This window comes from Psychrobacillus sp. FSL W7-1493 (assembly GCF_038004905.1).
Classification (GTDB): domain Bacteria; phylum Bacillota; class Bacilli; order Bacillales_A; family Planococcaceae; genus Psychrobacillus.
The window spans coordinates 2815572-2836371 of the sequence record NZ_JBBOSB010000001.1; the positions used below are offsets into that span (position 1 = coordinate 2815572).

Annotated in this window: 20 protein-coding genes; 5 read left to right on the forward strand and 15 right to left on the reverse strand. The window is 34.2% G+C overall.

Features of this window, described 5'->3' with window-relative positions; genetic code table 11:
- Positions 1-400 precede the first annotated feature (400 nt).
- From cbpB to MKX96_RS14305, 3 genes are all read right to left on the reverse strand, one after another.
- Positions 401-853, reverse strand: a complete 453-nt coding sequence (gene cbpB / locus MKX96_RS14295; protein WP_169358901.1) for a cyclic-di-AMP-binding protein CbpB — start codon at positions 851-853, stop codon at positions 401-403.
- Positions 854-1194: 341 nt separating this feature from the next.
- Positions 1195-1965 (reverse strand): 2,4-dienoyl-CoA reductase, encoded by a 771-nt coding sequence (gene fadH, locus MKX96_RS14300; protein ID WP_340884477.1) that lies wholly within the window; start codon positions 1963-1965, stop codon positions 1195-1197.
- A 150-nt stretch (positions 1966-2115) separates the two neighbouring features.
- The gene (locus tag MKX96_RS14305) at positions 2116-4149 is read right to left on the reverse strand and encodes a putative bifunctional diguanylate cyclase/phosphodiesterase (RefSeq protein WP_340884479.1); all 2034 of its coding nucleotides are present in this window, start codon (positions 4147-4149) and stop codon (positions 2116-2118) included.
- Between the two features lie 204 nt (positions 4150-4353).
- Between MKX96_RS14305 and MKX96_RS14310 the strand changes: the two genes are divergently transcribed.
- Entirely contained in the window at positions 4354-4821 is a 468-nt protein-coding gene (locus MKX96_RS14310; protein ID WP_169358898.1) for a YkyB family protein, read from the forward strand.
- Between the two features lie 177 nt (positions 4822-4998).
- Here the strand turns inward: MKX96_RS14310 and MKX96_RS14315 are convergent, their stop codons facing one another.
- The 7 genes from MKX96_RS14315 to MKX96_RS14345 form a co-directional block, all read right to left on the reverse strand.
- Positions 4999-5904: a chemotaxis protein gene (locus MKX96_RS14315; protein ID WP_340884482.1), complete on the reverse strand. Its 906-nt coding sequence runs from the start codon at positions 5902-5904 to the stop codon at positions 4999-5001.
- Between the two features lie 67 nt (positions 5905-5971).
- Positions 5972-6841 (reverse strand): NAD(P)-dependent oxidoreductase, encoded by an 870-nt coding sequence (locus MKX96_RS14320; protein ID WP_340884484.1) that lies wholly within the window; start codon positions 6839-6841, stop codon positions 5972-5974.
- Between the two features lie 438 nt (positions 6842-7279).
- Positions 7280-8527, reverse strand: coding sequence for a DUF4129 domain-containing protein (locus MKX96_RS14325; RefSeq protein WP_340884486.1), 1248 nt, complete (start codon positions 8525-8527; stop codon positions 7280-7282).
- Positions 8517-9674 carry a DUF58 domain-containing protein gene (locus MKX96_RS14330; protein ID WP_340884488.1) on the reverse strand — a complete coding sequence of 386 codons (1158 nt, stop codon included), beginning with the start codon at positions 9672-9674 and terminating at the stop codon, positions 8517-8519. The genes MKX96_RS14325 and MKX96_RS14330 overlap by 11 nt, the downstream gene beginning before the upstream one ends.
- Positions 9674-10612: an AAA family ATPase gene (locus tag MKX96_RS14335; RefSeq protein WP_340884491.1), complete on the reverse strand. Its 939-nt coding sequence runs from the start codon at positions 10610-10612 to the stop codon at positions 9674-9676. The genes MKX96_RS14330 and MKX96_RS14335 overlap by 1 nt, the downstream gene beginning before the upstream one ends.
- A 19-nt stretch (positions 10613-10631) precedes the next feature.
- Positions 10632-10808 carry an aspartyl-phosphate phosphatase Spo0E family protein gene (locus MKX96_RS14340; RefSeq protein ID WP_169358892.1) on the reverse strand — a complete coding sequence of 59 codons (177 nt, stop codon included), beginning with the start codon at positions 10806-10808 and terminating at the stop codon, positions 10632-10634.
- A gap of 113 nt (positions 10809-10921) precedes the next feature.
- A complete protein-coding gene (locus MKX96_RS14345) occupies positions 10922-11110 on the reverse strand; it encodes a hypothetical protein (RefSeq protein WP_340884495.1) in 189 nt (62 codons plus the stop codon).
- Between the two features lie 224 nt (positions 11111-11334).
- On the opposite strand from MKX96_RS14345, the gene MKX96_RS14350 reads away from it, so the two are divergent.
- The 3 genes from MKX96_RS14350 to MKX96_RS14360 all read left to right on the forward strand — a co-directional run bounded on the left by MKX96_RS14350 (position 11335) and on the right by MKX96_RS14360 (position 12898).
- Positions 11335-11523, forward strand: a complete 189-nt coding sequence (locus MKX96_RS14350) for a YkvS family protein (RefSeq protein ID WP_340886053.1) — start codon at positions 11335-11337, stop codon at positions 11521-11523.
- Positions 11524-11649: 126 nt separating this feature from the next.
- On the forward strand, positions 11650-12261 hold the full coding sequence (locus tag MKX96_RS14355; protein WP_340884498.1) for a CPBP family intramembrane glutamic endopeptidase: 612 nt from the start codon (positions 11650-11652) through the stop codon (positions 12259-12261).
- Positions 12262-12304: 43 nt separating this feature from the next.
- Positions 12305-12898: a hypothetical protein gene (locus MKX96_RS14360; protein ID WP_340884500.1), complete on the forward strand. Its 594-nt coding sequence runs from the start codon at positions 12305-12307 to the stop codon at positions 12896-12898.
- 36 nt (positions 12899-12934) lie between these two features.
- Here MKX96_RS14360 and MKX96_RS14365 read toward each other — a convergent pair whose 3' ends face one another.
- On the reverse strand, positions 12935-13378 hold the full coding sequence (locus MKX96_RS14365; protein ID WP_340884502.1) for a MarR family winged helix-turn-helix transcriptional regulator: 444 nt from the start codon (positions 13376-13378) through the stop codon (positions 12935-12937).
- A 75-nt stretch (positions 13379-13453) separates the two neighbouring features.
- Positions 13454-14509: an ATP-binding protein gene (locus MKX96_RS14370; protein ID WP_340884504.1), complete on the reverse strand. Its 1056-nt coding sequence runs from the start codon at positions 14507-14509 to the stop codon at positions 13454-13456.
- 174 nt (positions 14510-14683) lie between these two features.
- On the opposite strand from MKX96_RS14370, the gene MKX96_RS14375 reads away from it, so the two are divergent.
- Positions 14684-16444, forward strand: a complete 1761-nt coding sequence (locus MKX96_RS14375; protein WP_340884508.1) for a B12-binding domain-containing radical SAM protein — start codon at positions 14684-14686, stop codon at positions 16442-16444.
- A gap of 231 nt (positions 16445-16675) precedes the next feature.
- Here MKX96_RS14375 and MKX96_RS14380 read toward each other — a convergent pair whose 3' ends face one another.
- The 3 genes from MKX96_RS14380 to MKX96_RS14390 all read right to left on the reverse strand — a co-directional run bounded on the left by MKX96_RS14380 (position 16676) and on the right by MKX96_RS14390 (position 20639).
- Positions 16676-18028: a TrkH family potassium uptake protein gene (locus MKX96_RS14380; RefSeq protein ID WP_340884511.1), complete on the reverse strand. Its 1353-nt coding sequence runs from the start codon at positions 18026-18028 to the stop codon at positions 16676-16678.
- Between the two features lie 126 nt (positions 18029-18154).
- Complete coding sequence (locus MKX96_RS14385; RefSeq protein WP_340884513.1) at positions 18155-18925, reverse strand: TerC family protein; 771 nt, start codon at positions 18923-18925, stop codon at positions 18155-18157.
- A gap of 625 nt (positions 18926-19550) precedes the next feature.
- Positions 19551-20639, reverse strand: a complete 1089-nt coding sequence (locus MKX96_RS14390; protein WP_340884516.1) for an SDR family oxidoreductase — start codon at positions 20637-20639, stop codon at positions 19551-19553.
- Between the last annotated feature and the right edge of the window lie 161 nt (positions 20640-20800).

The following is a 20800-nucleotide window of genomic DNA, read 5'->3' on the forward strand; positions in this document are numbered from 1 at the left end:
AATGGTTGATGTTCCACACGAGAATTTACAAGCATGTATTTATACTTACTGCAGGACTTATCTCTCTCATTCATCTCGTCATAGTTATTCCATGTTACTCCTTACAATTGAGATTACTTTATCGCTATAGTACTTAGTCATCTTAATTGTATACTTTATTTCTTTTATTAAGTAATCTAATTTAATTCTAAAGTCATAACAATCATACGGAAAGAGAAATAGGAAAATTTTTTTACATATCAAACATGAGTATTTTCTTCTTTTAATCGTAGCTACAGGCTAGGCCTTAAGAAATTTAAAGGAAATCTATATACCCCATTTATTTTGCCCATAAAATAAGACACTTACTGTTAACCCACACAGTAAGTGTCTTAATATTACGCTAGCTATTTATATTAAATCATTCTTGAGGTTCCTGGGATTGGTATAAATACTTTTTCATCTGCTTTAAAATAACTCTTCTCGTTAAAATACCGATAAAAGTACCCTCATCATCTACAACACATACATATGGGTTATTGACTAAGAGGTCTAAACCTTTTTGAAATTTTTCATTCACGTGAATAGAAGCAATATCCTTTTTCATAATTTGATCAACCTTTAAATCAGGTAATCGTTCATATTCAATATGCTCAAGGCCAAGTATTTCATCTGTAATTTGTTGAGTACTAACAAGTCCTTGCAGACGATACTTTACGTCTAGGACTGGGATTGAAGAATAACCTGTCTTTGTTAACACAAGCAATGCATGTTCTGCATTATTTCCTAATTGCACATGAGCAACCTTATCCGCTGAAATAATGTAATCCTTAATAGGAATTTGCAAAAAGTCCTTACTACTTACAAATATCATTGAATCCTACTCCTTTGTCTGTTTTCCTAATTGGAAAACACAACCTATAAAACTATGATAGCATATGAAAGGAATAAAAAACTATGAAATCGCTTACAATATCTCATTATTTTTAAATTCAAATGAGGACATCGCTCATTAAACATCTCTAAAGAATTTTCGATATAAGAGGAATTAGGTGCAACACTTCATATTGGTTCATTGGTTCCCGCAACACTTGCTGACTTTGGCGCAACACTTTATTACTCCATAAAAAAAGCAAGTATGTGACTACCATCCATTCACATACCCGCTATTATTTTTTATGGAATTCACCATTTCAGATGAAGTTAACATTTATTTTAAAATGGAAATTGATTTAACCATTGTCCACCGTCTAGCGTTACTATTTCTCCATTCATATAAGCAGCTTTGTCTGACATGATGAATGTTGCAAGATCACCTATTTCTTCTGGTTTACCTAAACGCTTTAGAGGAACCGCTTGAATTGTTCTTTTAGCAGCTTCTTCTGATTCCCAAAGCTTCCCCGCTCCACCCGTACGTTCAATTGGACCTGGGGCAATTCCATTAACTCGAATACCATATTTACTTCCCCACTCCACAGCTAGTGTTCTAGTTAAGGACATCACTCCTGCTTTAGCTGCAGCAGAATGAGCTACTCCAGCCCCTGCTCCCCAAGCATAGGTTGCAAGCATATTAATAATAGAACCCTTCGTTCCTTTATTTATCCAATAGTTACCTACAGCATTTGAACAATAGAAAGTACCGTTTAGGACAATATCGATTACGGTCTTCCAACCATTTGGAGAAAGCTTGGAGGTCTCGACAATAAAGTTGCCTGCCGCGTTATTAACTAGGCCATCTATGCTACCAAATGCCTTATCCGTAAACTCAACCATTGCTGCAACATGCTCAGGGTCTCGTACATCCATTTGAAATACTTCCACTTGTTCCCCATTCTGTGCAATCTCTAATTTTGCATTATCTAGCTTTTCCTTGTCCCTACCAGTAATGACGACATTTGCCCCTTCGGCTACGAAAGCCATTGCCATATATTTCCCCATCCCATTAGAACCACCAGTGACAATAATCGTTTTCCCCTTTAATAACATTGGAAACACACCCCTTTTAAAATTGAATGAACATTCACTCAATATTTTATCATACCCTTCTAAGAAAAGCACTATGGCTTGTTAGAGTCTATATTAATAAAAAAAGACCCATAGAAAAGTGCTTTTTGCTCTCTCCTGGGTCTACAATTATTATTGATAATTCATATATGATTTGTTAATATCCTCTATCGGGATAGGTCGACTAAAAAAGAAGCCTTGAGCTTTTTGACAGTTCGCTGCTTTTAAGATTTCCACCTGGGTATTTTTTTCTACTCCTTCAGCGATTACTTCCATGCCTAAGCTATGAGCTAAACGAATAATCGTCGTTGCAATAGCAGCGCTTTTTTCGTCAGTTTCCATGTCTTTTATAAAGGACTGATCAATCTTAATAATGTCGATTGGATACTTTCTTAAATAACTCAGTGAGGAATAACCGGTTCCAAAATCATCAATTGATATAACGACTCCAATATCTTTCAATTCTTTTAGAATAGTGAAAGTGTTCTGCAAGTCGGTCATCGCACTTTCTGTAATTTCTACCTCTAAAGAAGAGGCAAGTATATTGAATTTCTTAATTTTATCTCTAATCTTGAAAGCAAAATTATCTTGTTTAAATTGTTGAGGTGAAATGTTGACTGCCACTCTCGCCATTCGGAAGCCCTTATCTTGCCATTGCTTTAACTGTCTACAAACCTCATCTAAAACCCAATCTCCCAGCTTGAAAATAATTTCCGACTTTTCTGCCAGAGGGATAAATTGCATAGGAGAGACATATCCAAACTTTCGATTATTCCAACGTAGCAAAGCCTCGAATGAATTTATCTCCCCAGTCAATAGATTGACCTGTGGCTGATAATGTATAGACAACTCGTCTTTTTCAATTGCTCTTCTTAAGTGTGATTCCATTAATGCTGCATTTGGAAAAGATAAATTCATCTGTTCCTGAAAATATCGATAATGAGCTCTGCCTCTATCTTTTGCCACATATAAAGCCTGATCAGCCTTTAACAATAACTCATCTCTTTTTTCTCCATCATAAGGGAACATCGATATTCCTATAGAGGCTGTACCAAAATACTCTTGATGATCTAAATAAATCGGTTTGGCTAGTTCCGTTAATATATTTTCCGCAAAAGCACTAGTAGCTTCCTTTGTTTTCCCCTTTAATAAAAAAACAAATTCATCTCCACTTTGCCTATATAAATTACTCGCCTTATCAATATATAAACTTAAACGATCTGCAATTTTTTTCAGTAACTCATCACCATATGTATAACCCAATGATTCATTTATTAATTTAAATCGATCAAGGTCAATTCGTATAATAGATATTTCACTATTTGTTTTTTGAGCGTCTTTAATATTTTCATGTAAGTGTTCTTTTAATGCTCTTCTATTCCATAAGCCAGTCAAATGATCGTGGTAAACAAGATAGAATAATTGCTCCTGCTCCTCGGTATCACTGATTGTATTTCGCAGAACTATATGAAGTCCACTTACAGTTCCACCAATTACTATAGGAATTGCTTTTAAATCTGTACTTATAAAATGGCCTTTTTCATGTTGTATCAAGCAATTCTGCATTTCGGTAGCTTTGCCTGTCTTTACATGGCTCATAATATTGCGGAAGTTCCACAGAGATTCTTCTCCTACAAATTTTTCAAATGGTATATTTAATAACTCATTCGACTTATATCCATAAACTGTGTTTATTATTTTGTTTGCGTATTGAATTTTACCTTCTTTGTCAATAACCAATATGGTGTCTAGATTGTGTTCTATTAACGAATGGTATTTTTCTTGAACCTCTAATAAGGGATCAAAATGGGGTTTTACCGTTTGATCAACCATCATCAAACCATATATCCCTCTTGTTTTTTCTCCCATTGGAGCTATTGTAATATCAAACGTATAAACTTGGTCGTTTAATAAAATGTCAAAGTTATGGTAGACTTTCTGCTTCGCCTCTTCTAAAAAAAGTGGTTCTAATTGAATCCATAATTCTTGAGTGAAATTATTTAAATTTATCGCACTTATTAAAAATTTGTTAGCACTTTTATTTGTATAAATAATTACATGAGAACCATCTTCCTTTTTTTGCAATAGGCAAGTTATCAGGTTGGGTTGTTCATGAATCATATCTGCTAAGTAATCATCCATCTTAAGCTGTTCGTAATTGTTCATGTTAGCCTCCAGTAGCCTCGTATAAGACATATTGCAAAAATCAACACACTGTACTCTCTTTTGTATCGTCAAATAATGGTAATTTTTAATAAAAATACTATTAAATATTTTTATATAATATTTTTTTGATTTGTGTACACAATTAGGTCATTAGTTGGTATGATAGTATGTATAGAAAGAGTAAAAGAAAGGAGTGTACTTATTATGACTACTGAATCAGACAAGCAGTTAGCGACTGCGATATATACAGTTAATAGGCATGCAAAAACTGCTATAGACAACAAGCCCCTTTATGAGCTGAAAAAATTAGCTATTCAAAAAATGATCACAGAAAAAAAAGCTAGTAAAATTGGTCTTCATTTTGTGCGTAATCCTAGAAATAGCCAACAGCAATCCTCCGTTTTAGTTCAGTGTGCTGACTATTATTTCCACCTTCTTCCGGTTAAAGAAGATTTTAAAACTTTACCACATCTCGGTCATTTAGATGATACTTATAGAAACCCTATCAGGAAAATGAGTATAAGAATGGCTAAACAATTATTAACCGATTATATAGGACCTCCCAAAGCTACTAAAAGCAAGTCCACTAATCACTCTACATCTTGTACTGCGAAGTTTGCTCGTGTTTCCAATAGACGCCCAAGTAAGATGAAATCTTACCTAGATCGATAAAATTTCGTAGAAGCAAACACTTTTATAAGTCAAAAAAGTGTATTTCTTCTTCCTTATAATGTTCTAGTTACCTAACCCTATTTTAACGCTGAGTAGTGTATATTCGATATAATATTATGGAGAGGGATTCTTATAGCATTAGCTATGAGAATCCCTCTTTTAATTCCTATATATTTGTTACAGTATATATTTATCAATTTTTAAAACTAGTTCAGTAATTTCTGGTTTACTTACTTGATCTTCTGCTCCTACTAAATCACCTTTGTGTCTAAGGTCGTCTGTAATCAGACTTGAAAAAATGACTACTGGCAGTTTGGCTAAATTACTATTGGTTTTAATAGATTTTGTCAAAGCATGCCCATCCATCTGTGGCATCTCAATATCGGTTACGATCATTTGAACATGTTCCGATACATCTGGAGAGACTTTCTCTAATTGCTCCAGGTATGCTAAAGTATCCTTCCCATTCTCAAAGAACTCTAGGTTCACATAACCTGCCTCATGCATAGTATCATGCAATAATTTCCTTAATAGAGGTGAATCTTCTGCAATTACAATTTTTTTGTTAGATCTTTCTCTTGGCCCTAACTTCTTCACCGAATCTATACTCATTCCTGATTCAGGATTTATATCCACAATAATTCTTTCAAAGTCTAATAATAAGAGCATGTCTTCGCCTCTTTTAATAACTCCTATTACGTGGGAAGATCCTCCTTGATATAGGGAACCAGGCTTTTCTATTTGATCCCATGATATACGATGTATTTGAGTTACATTGTCTACGTGAAATACAGCCTTTTGTTTATTAAATTCCGCAACAACATATTTTTGTTGCTCACTTGTTGATTGCATTGGCAAACCTAAAACTTTACTCATATTTATCACAGGTAGAACATCACCTCGTAATTGAATAATGCCTTCCACATGCGGATGTGAAAGAGGGATAAAAGTAACCGGGATAGGTTGAATAATTTCCTTTACTTTTATCACATTAATGCCAAAACTATTTGTACCTACTTGAAACTCTACGATTTCCAACTCATTGGTTCCGCTTTCTAGTAATATTCCTTTGTGGTCATTCACAAAAAATCTTCCTTTCCACGCTCACGATTATACCAATTGTATCATACAGAGGTAAAATATTACTATATCATTCGTATAATTTTATTAGTGCTTGAGTACCTTTATCCTCATATCCGTCATTTATTAATTGGTCATATAATGACTTCGCTAACTCTAACCCAGGTAATGTCAAATTCATTCTTTCTGATTCTTCCAAAGCAATTTTCATATCTTTAACAAAATGCTTGATAAAGAATCCCGGCTCTAAATCACCTTTAATCATCCGCGGTGCTAAATTGCTTAATGACCAAGAACCAGCTGCACCAGTAGAAATTGCTCTTAATACTTGCTCTAACTCCAACCCAGCTTTCTTTCCGTATGTAAGTGCCTCACAGACTCCTATCATATTAGATGCAATTGTTATTTGGTTACACATTTTAGTATGTTGTCCAGCGCCCGCAGTTCCCTCATGGAGAATGGTCTCACCAAATAGCTTCAGTACTGGTAAAGAACTATCAAAGGTCTCCCTCTCTCCACCACACATAATGGATAGCTTTCCTAATTGAGCACCTATATCTCCACCCGACACTGGAGCATCTAGGGATTGCATCTCTAGCTCCTTAGCACGATCGTTAATTTTTTTTGCTAAAGTAGGTGTAGATGTTGTTAAATCGATGACAGTTAATCCTTTGTTTTCTATTGAGAAAATTCCTTCTTCTCCAAAATAAACTTCTTCTACATCGTGTGGATAGCCAACCATGGTAAAGAGGTATTGTACACTGCTAGCAGCTTCACTAGGCTTTGAGACCCATCTTGCACCTAAAGTAAGTAACTCATCTGCTTTCTCCTTAGTTCTTGTGTATACACTAACCTCATGACCTGCTTTCAGTAAATGCTTAACTATACTTTTACCCATTACACCTGTGCCAATAAAACCTATTTTTAGTTGCTCCGACATAAATAACTCCTCCAATATAATTGTATTAAATACAGTTTATCAGAAAAATAAAACAAGTTTATTTAAAATTTCACTTTAATGATTAATCCATTTCATAATTTCGGTTTTTATGTAAGACAGGGACGATTGAAAAGAGAAAAATATTATATCTCTTTTCAGAAATGAAGTAGGTCCCTTTCCATCGGGCGAACGATAAACTATCATCACCTGTTTTGTCTCTTCACTGTCCCATGCATCCTACTGGATCAGCAAACTGCCCCTACATCCATAATTAAAAGATGTAAATATTTATATCAGGAAAGTGCACTTTATTTCAATAAAGAATACGCAAATGATAAATTTAGACAAAAAAAGAGGACCATCCAATGGATGATCCTTAAAAAGGGGGAAATGAGAATGTTGCTGTGTTCTTTATTAATATGCCCTGCTCACATTTATTTAAACCTCTTTTTTAAAAAAAATTATTTTTTTTATTTTATCCAGTTCTTCTATAAAAATATCGGCCTGTTCTTCTCCTACCATGTGACCACCATATCTTACTTCTTCATATGTAGAAAAGAATTCACCTTTTACCTCCCATGACATTCTTTTAAACCATTCCCTAACAGTTTCACTCATTTCTCTCTTGTACCCTAATGATATTGCCTCTTTTTCAAATTCTAAGTACAGCTCTCTCAGGAATGAAGCTTCAACTTTATAAATGGTACTTTGCTTTAATAATTCTTCCTCCTCAATTGCCAAATTATCATTTTTATAAATAAAATTATTCCCTTCTTGTTGCACAGGAAATTCTATTTTCTTTTTGATTATATAAATAACGATTAAAAGTATTACTATACCTAACGCCCCAAATAGAATCCACTCTATTGGAAATGAAGAAGTAATTGCTTCAGATTTATCTTCAAGTAAACCATCCATTAAGTCGTCATTTGCTAAAATATCATGTTCTTTTTCCTCTGCAGGTTCGCCGAATAAATTACTCAAATATTCTTCAAGTAAAATGAACAAAGGTGTCAAAGGCAACATCACAATAGTAAACAACCCCTGGAGGATCACATTTAAAAGTTGTCTCATTGGGCTAAAAATTAAATAGGTTAAGAAAGTTAGAAGAAAGATAACTGACAAACCAACTAAATAGTATAGTGCAAATCGGTTTAACGATTCTTTTGTATGACTGTAACTTTTTCTCCAAACACTAAATAACCTTAACCCTACAAAGAAAATAACTCCTCCTATAAATACACTATATAAAGAGACTTTATAATTTTCGATCATAAGCATAAAACAAGCTAAGTGGACAGAGAAAAATACCATTAAAGACAGTAAGGCAAAAGGATTATCACTGTCCTCGTCCAACTGAATGACATTATATCTATAATGTAAGCAACACACAGATATTAGAACCCCTATACAATATAGCCAAAAGGGACCTCCAAATAAAAAGAGGAAAAATAATGACACCGTAGGAATAATAAATGCGATGATTAAACTAGGCCCAAACTTGGAAAAAGTATACTGGGCAATCATCCCGATTAAAATTTGGATACCAATCCATAGAATCGGCAAACTCACCAAAGTCTCATTTAACAATAAAACAAAGAACAAGCTAACAATCCACATATCCTTCAGGTACTTTTCATAGGACAATTTTTGTACAGGGAAAGTTTGAGTGGAGTTATTTAACATAATCTCCCTCCTCTTGCTCAGTCAGATATGTTACAATCGCTTTCTGCTCCCATAGGGTTAATATGGAATGATACTTCTCTATATTATGAGAAAAAACTCGAACAGACACCGGCATTTCCTCATGACTATCAATATATTTAATAATATTTTCAAATGGTATAGTGATATTGCTAACCGATAAAATAGAAAGTAACTCTAAAGCATTTAGTCTATGTACATCACCAGAGCCTAAAGGAACAAATACGAATGGTCTCTTTCCTGATGCTCGAATATTTAAGCCAAATCCAAAGGGAACATTTGCCTTATAACAAGCTTCCACATTAGATGCAAGCCACTCTATCTTATCCTCAAAATCATGAACCATCCTATACCCATCTGCAAGATTAACTAAAAATAATACCGATACATTAGTAACTTTTGTAAAAATTTTGGTTTGTAGCTGGTGTGTCCTTGCACTTGCTTTCCAATGAATATGATTAAACTGATCACCTTGTTCATATTCTCTAGTACCAACAGGGAAGAATGGGTCAACAAACAAAGAAGAATTTAACTCCAGCTCTCCAGGCTTAAGTCGAGTAGGAAGAAATTCTTCTTTAATTGGATAGATAGTTGGATAAACGATCGCATCCAACAATATGTATGGTTGGTAATTCAATATAATAGAACCTTCCGTTAAAGGATGAGGGATATTAATATCTATGCCTCTAAACCTCGAAAGACCTCTTCGACTACCAACTATAGGTACTTGTATCGTAACTGTTTTATTGTATCCAATAGAAAAAGGAACATTCACCTCAAAAAATCCTGAAGATGAAATATTATTGACTCTAACTGGAGCAACTGAATCGTGGAATGCTAATGTAATGGTGCCATTCCAAATCGGCATACCTTTATTTTTAAAAGTCAGCTCAAAATGTGAGGTAGTCCCTTTCATTAATCTAACTCTTTTTTTCTCGTTTACAAAAGTAAGTCCACTACCAACTTTTTGAAAGTAAAGCAGTTGAATCAACACGAAACATAACAAAAAGATAATAATAACGAAAAGTACATGCTGGTCAAAGATAAAAAGAAATCCCGCACTGATCAGCAATATATCCCTATATATTTTTATATACTTATAGTTTACATCGTTACGTTTCCACGTCATTATATATTGGCCTCTACAGGTGCTTCAATTTCTTTAATCAATTCTGTCATAATGCTAGATATTTCATGGATTAGCATTCCTTGCGAGGACAATCTTAGGCGATGCAAACAAACAGGGTCTATGATGTTCTTTACGTCGTCAGGTGTCACATACTCCCTACCATTAATGAAGGCGTGGGCTTTAGAAGCCTGTAGCATAGCTAAAGAAGCTCGACTACTTAACCCTAGTTCTATGTACGGGTGTTTTCTCGTCCCTTGTACAATTTGTATGATGTAAGTAAAAATGTCTTCATGAACTTGAATATTGTTTACTTGCTTAGTCCATTCTTCAATTTTATCAAGAGACACAACTTGCTTTGTTTTAACTTTTCCAGGAGCTTGACCAAAATGTTTTAAAATGTAATTCTCTTCCTTCATGGTTGGATAACCAATATTAAGCTTAAATAGAAAGCGGTCTAGCTGAGCAGCAGGTAACTGGAAGGTACCTTGCTGTGATTCTATTGGGTTTTGTGTAGCAATCACCATAAAAGGATAAGGTAGCTTAATAGTTTCACCATCTATTGACACTTGTTTCTCTTCCATCGCCTCTAAAAGACTGGACTGAGTTCTTGGAGTGGCACGATTAATTTCATCTGCAAGCAAAATATTACTCATAACTGGACCTATCCGCAGAATAAATTCCTGCTTCTGAGGATGAAAGTAACTAATTCCTGTTACATCTGAAGGAAGAACATCGGGAGTAAATTGTATTCGTTTAAACTCTCCTTGAATAGCTTCTGCAAAAGATTTAGCCATCATTGTTTTTCCTGATCCCGGTACACTTTCTAATAGCACATGGCCTTGAACTAACAAACCCATTAACATAAAATCGATTTCTTTTTCTCTACCTATAATGGATTGGTTCAATTCTTTTTTTAGTTTGATTAAAGCTGAATCCATTCATATCTTCTCCAATTTATTAGTCGATTTGTTTAGATGTGCTTAGCTGTTTAACTTGGGAATGAAACTCGTTAAGTAAATGATCTAGCTCTTCGCTTAATCGAATAGTTTCCCTATTAGTTACACCATTTTCTATCGCAGATTGAATCATCTTTTCTCTTGTATATTCTAGCCTTTTTAGAATAGATTCCATCATTAGAAAACTCTCCTTTTGAAAATTGTATATTTCCCACTACTATCTATACATAAACCACTTATACTAATCAGAATATACCGACAATTTAGTGTAAAGTAATGTACTTCAGCACATTAACTTCTTGGATGCGTTAGATAAGTATATATTATATCTCCACCTTGCATCGCATTACCACTAAAGTGTTTAAAATCTTCTCTTTTTACAAGTACTTCTCTAAATGCTAAAAACTCTTCCTTAGAGACGTGAATTTGATCTACCATCCCACTTTTTAGCGCATTAAGTTGTTCATCTATCGATTGCATATTTTTAAATCTCCTTATATTTTAAATATGGTGTTTACTATTCCTTCGAAAAACAACAATCATAGAATGCCTCCTAAACTGAATTACTCATGTATTATTGAAAAGTAGTATTTTAATATCAGTCAAAATGTATAGTTTTAAAACTTTTGATAAAAATACTTTACGTACATCTTTTTTTAGGGCAAACTGTATTATATTATGTTCTTAAGGGGATGGGACAATCTATGAAAATCGCTGAAGTCGGTAACATTATTGAGTTTAAAAATGGTCTTCAAGGTATAGTAGAAAAAGTTAACGAGAATTCTGTCATAGTTGATTTAACTTATATGGAAAACTTTAACGAGCTTGAACTAGAAGAAAAAACGGTAATCAACCATAAGCGTTATAAGATATTATATAGCAATGAAGATTAAACGTCATGCCGTTCCTCTCCATGAGATGAACGGTTTTATTTCTAAGTAACAGGCAATTCTTTTTCCTAGACCGTCATAAAACTCTATACTTCTCTTTTTTTGTGACTATGGTAAGGATGTGCATATATGAATAATCGAAAACTTTTTATAGGTCTAGTAATATCACTAGTATTAGCTTTTGTTTTTACTTGGGTTACGTTTAATAATGAAAACGTATTCTGGTATTTCTATTCGTTTACAACACTTTTTTTAACGGCTTCTTCTTTTTATTTTTCAAAATTAGAAGACCAGCTGAAAACGTTTAACTATTTATTTTGGGGTATAGTATATGGTATAGGAACTTACTTCTTGTGCTTTTTAGGTTTTCAGCTACTGGAGCTATTACCGTCTAAAGCGACGAAAGAAGTTTCACGTTTCTTTGGTGTATTTGCACCTTCTGCTATATGGCATTACATTTTATTGTTCTTCATCATTATTCCTGGAGAAGAATTTTTCTGGCGTGGCTTCATCCAAAATGCAGTGAAGAATTGGTTCTCTCCTACTCTCGCTATACTAACTAGTTCCATTTTATATGGAGCATCCTTTATAGTGAGTGGTTTCTACATTGGTGTTTTTTTTGCTATTATTGTAGGAATCATTTTTGGATGGCTTTACGAAAAGAAAAAAAGTATGCCGCTTAATATTGTAGCCCATATTATATTTCTTTTAATGCTATTCCTGGTGCTACCACTAATATGAAAGTTATGTAAACCATAACAATACTAGAAAGGGAGCTGAATAAATGAAAAAAGTAATTTCAATACTATCTGTCCTACTGTTAACACTTTTGATTGCTGCTTGTGGTTCTTCAGAGAAAGAGACATCTAACGATGATCAAGTAACAGATTCTACAAACAGCAGTGAAGCTAACGGTTCAGAGGAAAAAGAAAATAGTTCTGAAGCAACTGGAACTTCTGTAGATAGTGATAATCAGGAATACTCCATATCCGTACTAGATGGCTATGAATTAACCGCAGAAGAACCAAATAAAGACCTGCTATTCAATAAAGAAAATGAAGAGCAATCTATGCGTATAGAAGTCTATAATGCCTCTGAGGTTAATATGGCAGATGTAACCAATGAGCTAGTAGAGACGGTAAAAGCATCTAATTCAGAAGGCAACGTAACAGAAATCACTGATAAATCAATTGTCCCTTCTGGGAAACAAATAGAAGATGTTAAGTCGTACAAAGCAGAAATTCCAGATGGCAATAATGTTTATGGCTACACATTCCTACAAGATGGCTTAGGAGTAAAATTAACGGTTTTTGATACAGCAGAATCGCCTGCTATTGAAGATTTCATAAAAATGGCAAATACTATTAAAATCAATTAAAATAAAAACTTCGGGCCGTACTATGGCTCGAAGTTCTTAAGATAATTTTTTAATGGACAGACCAAGCTTCTTTATTAATTCTATAGCATCTTTTTTTTCATCTTCTGTCAAGCTACTCATTAATTGTACTAACTGCTGCTCATGACGTGGAAATAATTCTTTCATGAACTCTGAACCTTCTTCTGTAATTTCCGCATAGGTAACTCTTCGATCTGTATCGCTGGAAACCCGCTTTATAAAGCCACGCCCCTCAAGCTTATCTACTACATAAGTTATAGACCCACTAGCGAGTAATATCTTATTTCCTATTTGTTGCAAGGGTTGCTTTCCTTTATGGAACAAAAGCTCTAATACCGCAAATTCAGTTGGATTTAACCCATTTTGTTGAAAGAAATGATTTGTACATTCATGTATTACTTTATGAGCACGGGAAAGTACTATAAATAATTTCAAAGCACTACTCGATAAGTCATTGGTCATTGTCGTCATCCTCACCTATATTAAATTACATTAACAATCATTATATAGGTCAGACTAATAGATTGTCAAAATAGCTTAGGAAGCTATTTGTAAGGGAAGTAGAAAATTAAAGATCGTTCCGTTTCCTACCATACTCTCAACCTCTATTTTACCGCCATGAGCCTCCATAACTTCATAGGCATGAGATAATCCAAGCCCAGTCCCTGTCGATTTAGTCGTGAAGAATGGCTTGAAAATATTAGCTAACTCTTCTTCTCCAATTCCATTCCCCTCATCTTTTACTTTAATACTTATAAATCCATCACAAGACAAAGATAATCTAATATCTATTTTACCACTTTTTACCATAGATTCAATAGCATTTTTTATGACATTTATAAAAACCTGTTTTAAAAGGTTTCTATTTCCCAATACTCTAATGTTCGGATATAATTCATTAGTAATATTGATTTCAATTGCTTTCATTAGAGATTGAGGAGTCATGAAACTAGCTACCTCTGTTATGAGCTGGTCAATTTCGAAGTAGGTGTACTCTTTGTTGCTCGGCTTTGAAACTTGAAGAAATTCTGTCAATATTTCTTCCATTCTTTGTATCTCATGATCAATAACATCCAAGTATCTTTTTCCGTCTTCATTAGCAGTTTTCAGTAACAACTGTGTGAATCCCTTTAAAGATGTCATGGGATTACGTATTTCATGAGCGATACTTGCCGCAAGTTGTCCTAGAGTACTTAACGATTCGTTATGATTGAGGCGCTTCTTCATAAACATCTTTTCTGATTCATCATGTATTTCCATGAGAAATAAATTCGATTCACTCTGTTTAGATACAATCAAATGTAGATACCTATTGTCACCCATATATGTTTGAAATTCACTAAAAAATTCTGCTTGTCCTTTTGAAGCTAAATTCTGTAGAAATGTCTTCCTAGAAGCTCCTGTGAGGGAGAACATATTTAAAAGTGTATTAGAGTTCATTTTAAGCAATTTTTCTCGTTCTATCTCTAAGACTTTTTCTATATATGGATTAGCGTCTAATACTTCTCCTTCATCGCTTATAAATATTAATCCACTAGAAAAGAGTTGGAAAACCTGTTCAAACCTTTGTTTGTACTCGTATTCTGCTAACATTTTGCACCCAACCTCTCATAAGAATCTGAGAATAAACAATTCAAATTTTTAAATTATTGATTAATTCTGATTATTCCACACTTTTATAATTCTGGATATGGTTATTTTTGACCATATTGTCGACATGAATATTCACTGTTACAATAGTTATGCAAAACTAAAGGAGTTAAGAAAATGAATATAATATTAACCACATTAAATGCAAAGTTTATCCATACGAATTTGGCATTACGTTGTTTAAAGGCTGCAGCAGCACCTGACTATTCCCCCCTTATTGTTGAATATACTATAAAAGATCCAACTTTTAATATAGTAGCTGATTTGTACCAAAAAAAACCGAATGTAGTTGGCTTTAGCTGTTACATTTGGAACATTGAAGAAACCATTAAAGTAGTCAAGATGTTAAAAACAGTAGATCCTTCCATAACTATTATTTTAGGCGGTCCCGAAGTTTCCTATGACACGAATGTTTGGCTCCGTAAAGTGCCAGAAATTGACTATATCGTAGTTGGAGAAGGCGAACAGACTTTCAAGGAAACCTTAGACTTCCTTTCCAAAAAGAAAGAGCTAAAAGAAGTACCTGGACTAGCATATGTACAAAACGACAAATTTATTCTAAATCCGCTACCTCCAAAATTAGATTTACGTGAATCTCCTTCTCCGTATCGTTTCGAAGAAGATTTACCCAATCTTTCTAAACGTATTGTTTACGTTGAGACTAGTAGAGGGTGTCCTTTTTCTTGTCAATTCTGCCTCTCTTCTATTGAAGTTGGTGTTCGATATTTCAATCGTGAAAAAGTTAAAGAGGATATCCGATATTTAATGCAAAATGGTGCAAAAACTATAAAATTCGTCGATCGTACCTTCAATATTAGTAGAAGTTATGCTATGGAAATGTTTCAATTTCTAATCGATGAACATTTACCGGGAGTTGTTTTTCAATTTGAAATAACAGCTGATATTATGCGACCAGAAGTTATTCAATTTTTAAATGAAAATGCTCCAGCTGGTCTTTTCCGTTTCGAAATTGGTGTTCAATCTACCAACGATTTGACTAATGAGTTAGTTAAACGCAGACAGAACTTTGAAAAGTTGAAAAGGACAGTTACTATGGTTAAAAGCGGTGGAAAAATCGATCAGCATTTAGATTTAATCGCTGGGCTACCAGAAGAGGATTATCATTCCTTCCGAAATACTTTCAATGAAGTTTTCGAAATGCGTCCCGAAGAATTACAACTAGGGTTTTTGAAGCTTTTAAGAGGTACAGGATTGAGAGTTGAAGCGGAAAAGTATGGTTATGTGTATGTAGACCAAGCGCCATATGAAATTTTCTCTAATAATGTATTAAGCTTTCATGATATTTTACGTATTAAGCAAGTGGAAGACGTTCTTGAAAAGTATTGGAATGCACATAGAATGGACCAAACGTTAGAATTTCTATTTGAGCATGTATTTGAAACACCTTTCGACTTTTTCCAACAATTCGGTACCTATTGGGAAGAAAGAAATTGGTCTAGAATTGGTCATCAGCTAGAGGACCTATATACTCGTCTTTTTGCTTTCCTAGAACAATTAGAAAATATTCCTTTAGCAACTATTAAATCTGTTATGAAACTAGATTATTTATCAAAACAAAAATTCCAACCACGGAAGCCTTGGTGGAATAATGATTTAAACAAAGAAACTCAGTCTGCGATCTATAAGCTACTAATAGAGGATCCCTCGATTGGTGGAGTAGACTTTTCACACTTAAATTTGTCAGAACGAGAATTGTACAAGCAGACATTTATCACACCGATTACTGTTAATGTGGATTTGTTTAAGCAAGGAATCATCAAAGAAGATAATGGGTTCTTACTGACTGCATTCCAAAACGGAGAAGCTCCACAATTCTTCTTTTTGCAAACAAAAGAAAATATAACAGTAACGAATTAATAATCACCAAATTTCATCCCAGAAATTAGTAGAAGGCTGATTTACCCGCTTTAAAATTTCAAAAGCCCCAGAAATTTTACCATTCGGTAAATTCTGGGGCTTCTGTTGTTTCCTCATAGCTTTTGTTTCCACTTTGTTTCACAAGAGGGTTATTGATTGGTTATCTCTTTCCACAAGCTTAGTCACTGTGTTCTGTAAGAATAACTAGCGGTTATTCAAAAGCAGTTTTAATTACCCAATAATTACACGTTCCTTTGGATAATGGTACTTGGTAATTTTTCGCTTACCTCCTAGTGTAAATAGGAAAGATATTAAACCAACTCTTCCTATAAACATGAGGAGCATGATTACTAGCTTACCAAAGGAAGATAGGTTCTCTGTCACCCCAAGCGACATACCACATGTACCAAACGCAGAGGTTATTTCAAATAGTAGGGATGCTACTGGAACACCCGGTTCCGAAACCGACAATATAATTGTTGCAGCAAAGACCATCAGGATAGCTAAAACAAATACTGCAAAGGCCCTATAAATATCGAGCAAATGAATTTCCCGATTAAATATTTGTATATTTTCTTTACCTCTAGAAAAGTTTATTAGAAACAAGATTGCAAGGGCAAAGGTAGTTGTCCGTATTCCTCCACCTACTGAGCTAGGAGAAGCACCAATAAACATGAGTGCACTCATAAAAAGATTAGTTCCTTCGTTAAACATATTGATGTCCACAGTAGTTAGCCCCGCAGACCGAGTTGATACTGAATGAAAAAAAGCAGTGAAGAATTTCTCATGCCAAGGGAGATCCTTAAGAGTATTAAATAATTCAAGTAAAAAAATCATCACTGTTCCTATAACTAATAGGGCCCCATACGTTAAAGTAGTGAGCTTCGTAAATAATGAAAATCTAAAACTTTTGTTTTTATTGGAAAGAAATTCTTTTACCTCAATTAAAACAGGAAAGCCAATCGCACCAAATACAATCATTATACTAGTGATGATTAAAACAAAGTAATCATGATGATAAGGAACTAAGGATTCACCTGTAATATCAAAACCGGCATTAGTAGTAGCAGAAACAGAAGTAAACACTCCATGTAACAATGCTTGTTTAAACGTATCGTAGTATTGCGTAAAGTAAACTGTCAGTATAATTGATCCGAGCAATTGAATGAATAAGAGAATTTTAATAATTTCCTTTATAAGCATTACAGCACCCGACATTTTAGACTGGTTGTGGTCAACCATGATTAACTGCCTTTCCCTTAAACCAATTCTTCTACCAACCACAAGCCAAATAAATGTTCCTAAGGACATTATTCCAATTCCTCCAAGCTGGAGAATTAGAATAAGCATGATATACCCAAAAATAGTATATGTATCTACAATGCTTATAGTGGTGAGCCCTGTTACACTGACGGCGCTAACTGCTGTAAACAAGCTATCAATAAAGTCTACTTTCACACCTGGCCTATGAACTCCGGGTAAGCGAAGTAGAATAACTGAAATAGCAATGGCAATAAAATAATAAGAAACAATTATTTGAGCCGGTGTCATTTTATATTTCGCTTTAAATGTATAGTTTTTCATTTAATATGTTCCTTTCAAGTTAAAGAGAGCCTATTAAATCATTGTAAAAAAAAAAAGTATAAAAAGATAGCAGTAACAATACTATCTTTTCATACTTTTAACTAAATCATTATATATTTACTAAAATTAAGCAGTCTTTTTGTTTTTGGCTACACCAAGTAAATATCCACCAATAGCGATTACTAGTAAAACAACCCAGAAAGTCAATTTCCATCCAGTTGAATGTGGGAAATGCTCATCAAGTATAGCTACACTTGGATGAGATAGTGTTAGTACTGTTAACTTAACCCCTACCCAACCTACTATTAAAAATGCAGCCGTTTCTAGTGTAGGATATTTTTCAAGTAATTGAACAAATTTATGTGCGGCAAAACGCATAATAACTAGCCCAATAACACCACCGATGAACATTACTGCAAATTGTCCACCGTTAATTCCACCAATTTCAAAGTCTCCCCAATATGGTAATGTTACTGCAATCGCAACTGCAGCTAACATAGAGTCAATTGCAAACGCGATATCTGCTAATTCTACTTTTAATACAGTCATCCAGAATCCTGAACCTTTTGCTTCCTTCTCTATACCATCTGTTTCAATATGTGGACCTGGTTTTTTACGTTGATCGTAAATATGTTTAATCGAGATAAATAACAGATAAGCAGCACCTAGTGCTTGCACCTGCCAAATGTTGACTAAAAACGTAATCATAAATAAAGCGGCAAATCTAAAAACAAAAGCTCCTAATAGACCGTAAAACAGAGCCTTTTTTTGCTGGGCCTTTGGTAAGTGCTTAACCATTACTGCCATTACTACTGCGTTATCGGCAGCTAGCAAGCCTTCCAGTCCTACTAGGACAAGTAAAACCCATCCATACTCTAACAAAATTCCATAATCCATAAAAATCCTCCTTTGAAATATAAAAAGACCCCTGCCTAAAAAAGGCAAAGGTCTTGCTAAGCAAATTAAAAATTAATGTGCTATCATAACCGATGGCAAAAGCCATGTAATGACGACTATGAAATAGGTTTCCCTATAGCTACTCCCCTTTGACGAACGTCAAGAGTCTATTTATTTATATGTCTATAATAACAATATTTAAGTGATTAGTAAAGCATAATTATTTCAGGTTTCGTTAAAAGTAGGGTTGATTTACGATAGATAGAAAAAGAAATCTTTAAATCCGAGAGTAGAATTGATTTCCGCGCCAGCCGGACGCTTTCCTCGGGGTGAGCGATAAGCCATCACCCATCGCTTACGCGCGTGGTTGTGATGTCTTATCTGTCTCACTCATCCCGTAGGATTCGCCGTCTGGCGCTCCAATCAATAAATGGGAACAGCTTTAATCCATTGATAAATTGCTTATAAATTTACTCGCATAAACTAAGCCGAAAAACTGTCGGCAACTCCAATTTCATAATTTATTTTTCATCTTAATAATCATTTGAATGACACCTTTATAATGTTTACAGTCACTATAAAAAAGAATTGTTAGTCAAAGTAAACCAATAACTTTAACAAAGCTTTATTTAATAAGAATGTGATATGTTGGGTCGTCCTTATGTTTATTGTAAAATCGAACCATAGAAGGTACCGACTCTATAAAATCTGGACAATATATTTCACCTTTTCGAAGAATTTTTTCAGCATTTGTTGTATCAAAAGAAGAATTCCAAGTGAGATAATCTAAAGTCTCTTTTTCCACCTGCAGGAACTTTCTTATAGGTAATAAGCTAACAGATCCCTTTGCTAATACTAATGGTATTCTCCCCTTTGGGTATTTCCCTGTAACTTCTCTAACAAAAGCTCTATATACCTCTTCAACAGGATAAGGCTTTGGATCAGTTAAATGAATAGTCTTACCTTCTGCTTCTTCATCAAAACAGCAATATATCGAGGCTTTCGTTATGTAATCAGATGGTACTACATTAATAAAAGAATTTGACTTACCGAGATAAGGTATTATTGGTAATCGTTTCAATCTGTTAATCATGTTTATAAAAAAGTATGGCCCATCAAACTTAATCGTTTCTCCTGTGATGGAATGTCCCCTTACAATCCCTGGTCTAATAATGGTAATTGGCAGTTGGCTCTTTAAGTTGTTTACAAGTACTTCTGCCTCGTATTTTGTTTCCTCATAATGATTTTTAAATCCAGGGGGTTTAATAAGTTCCGTCTCCAGTAGCTTACCTTCTCTTTTTCCCGCCACATAAGCCGTGCTAAAATACATGTATCTTTTTAAGTTGGGAAGTTTAAGAACTAATTCATTAAATAATTTGGTTCCTTCAACATTAACCTTCCAGGCAATTTCTTTTGGAACAGCTAAGTCATAAATAGCTGCTAAATGCCATACATCATTTATTTCTTGCTTCAAGTTGTTAATTGTTTCATTATCAAGTCCGGCATTTGAAAGTGTAATATCCCCCTTTACCACAATAATCGATTGATTAGTTATTCCGTCCTCGTAAATTTCATTTATTACCTGTTCAGCTTTTTGAACTAGATTAGGAAGAACAAGAACATAAATAGCGGAATATCGATTTTGATGACGTAGTTCCTTTATGATATTTTTCGACAAAAACCCTGGAAATCCTGTAATCAATGCATTAGACATATTGGTAATCATCCCCTTTTTTTGATTATACTAAAGACCTCTAAATGCGCATACATAAACTTTAATCGGAAAAGGTGTTACACGATACTATTAGGTCTAGTGCCTTAAACCAAAACAATATATACAAAAATAAAGCTCCGAAATTTTACAGTACGTAAATG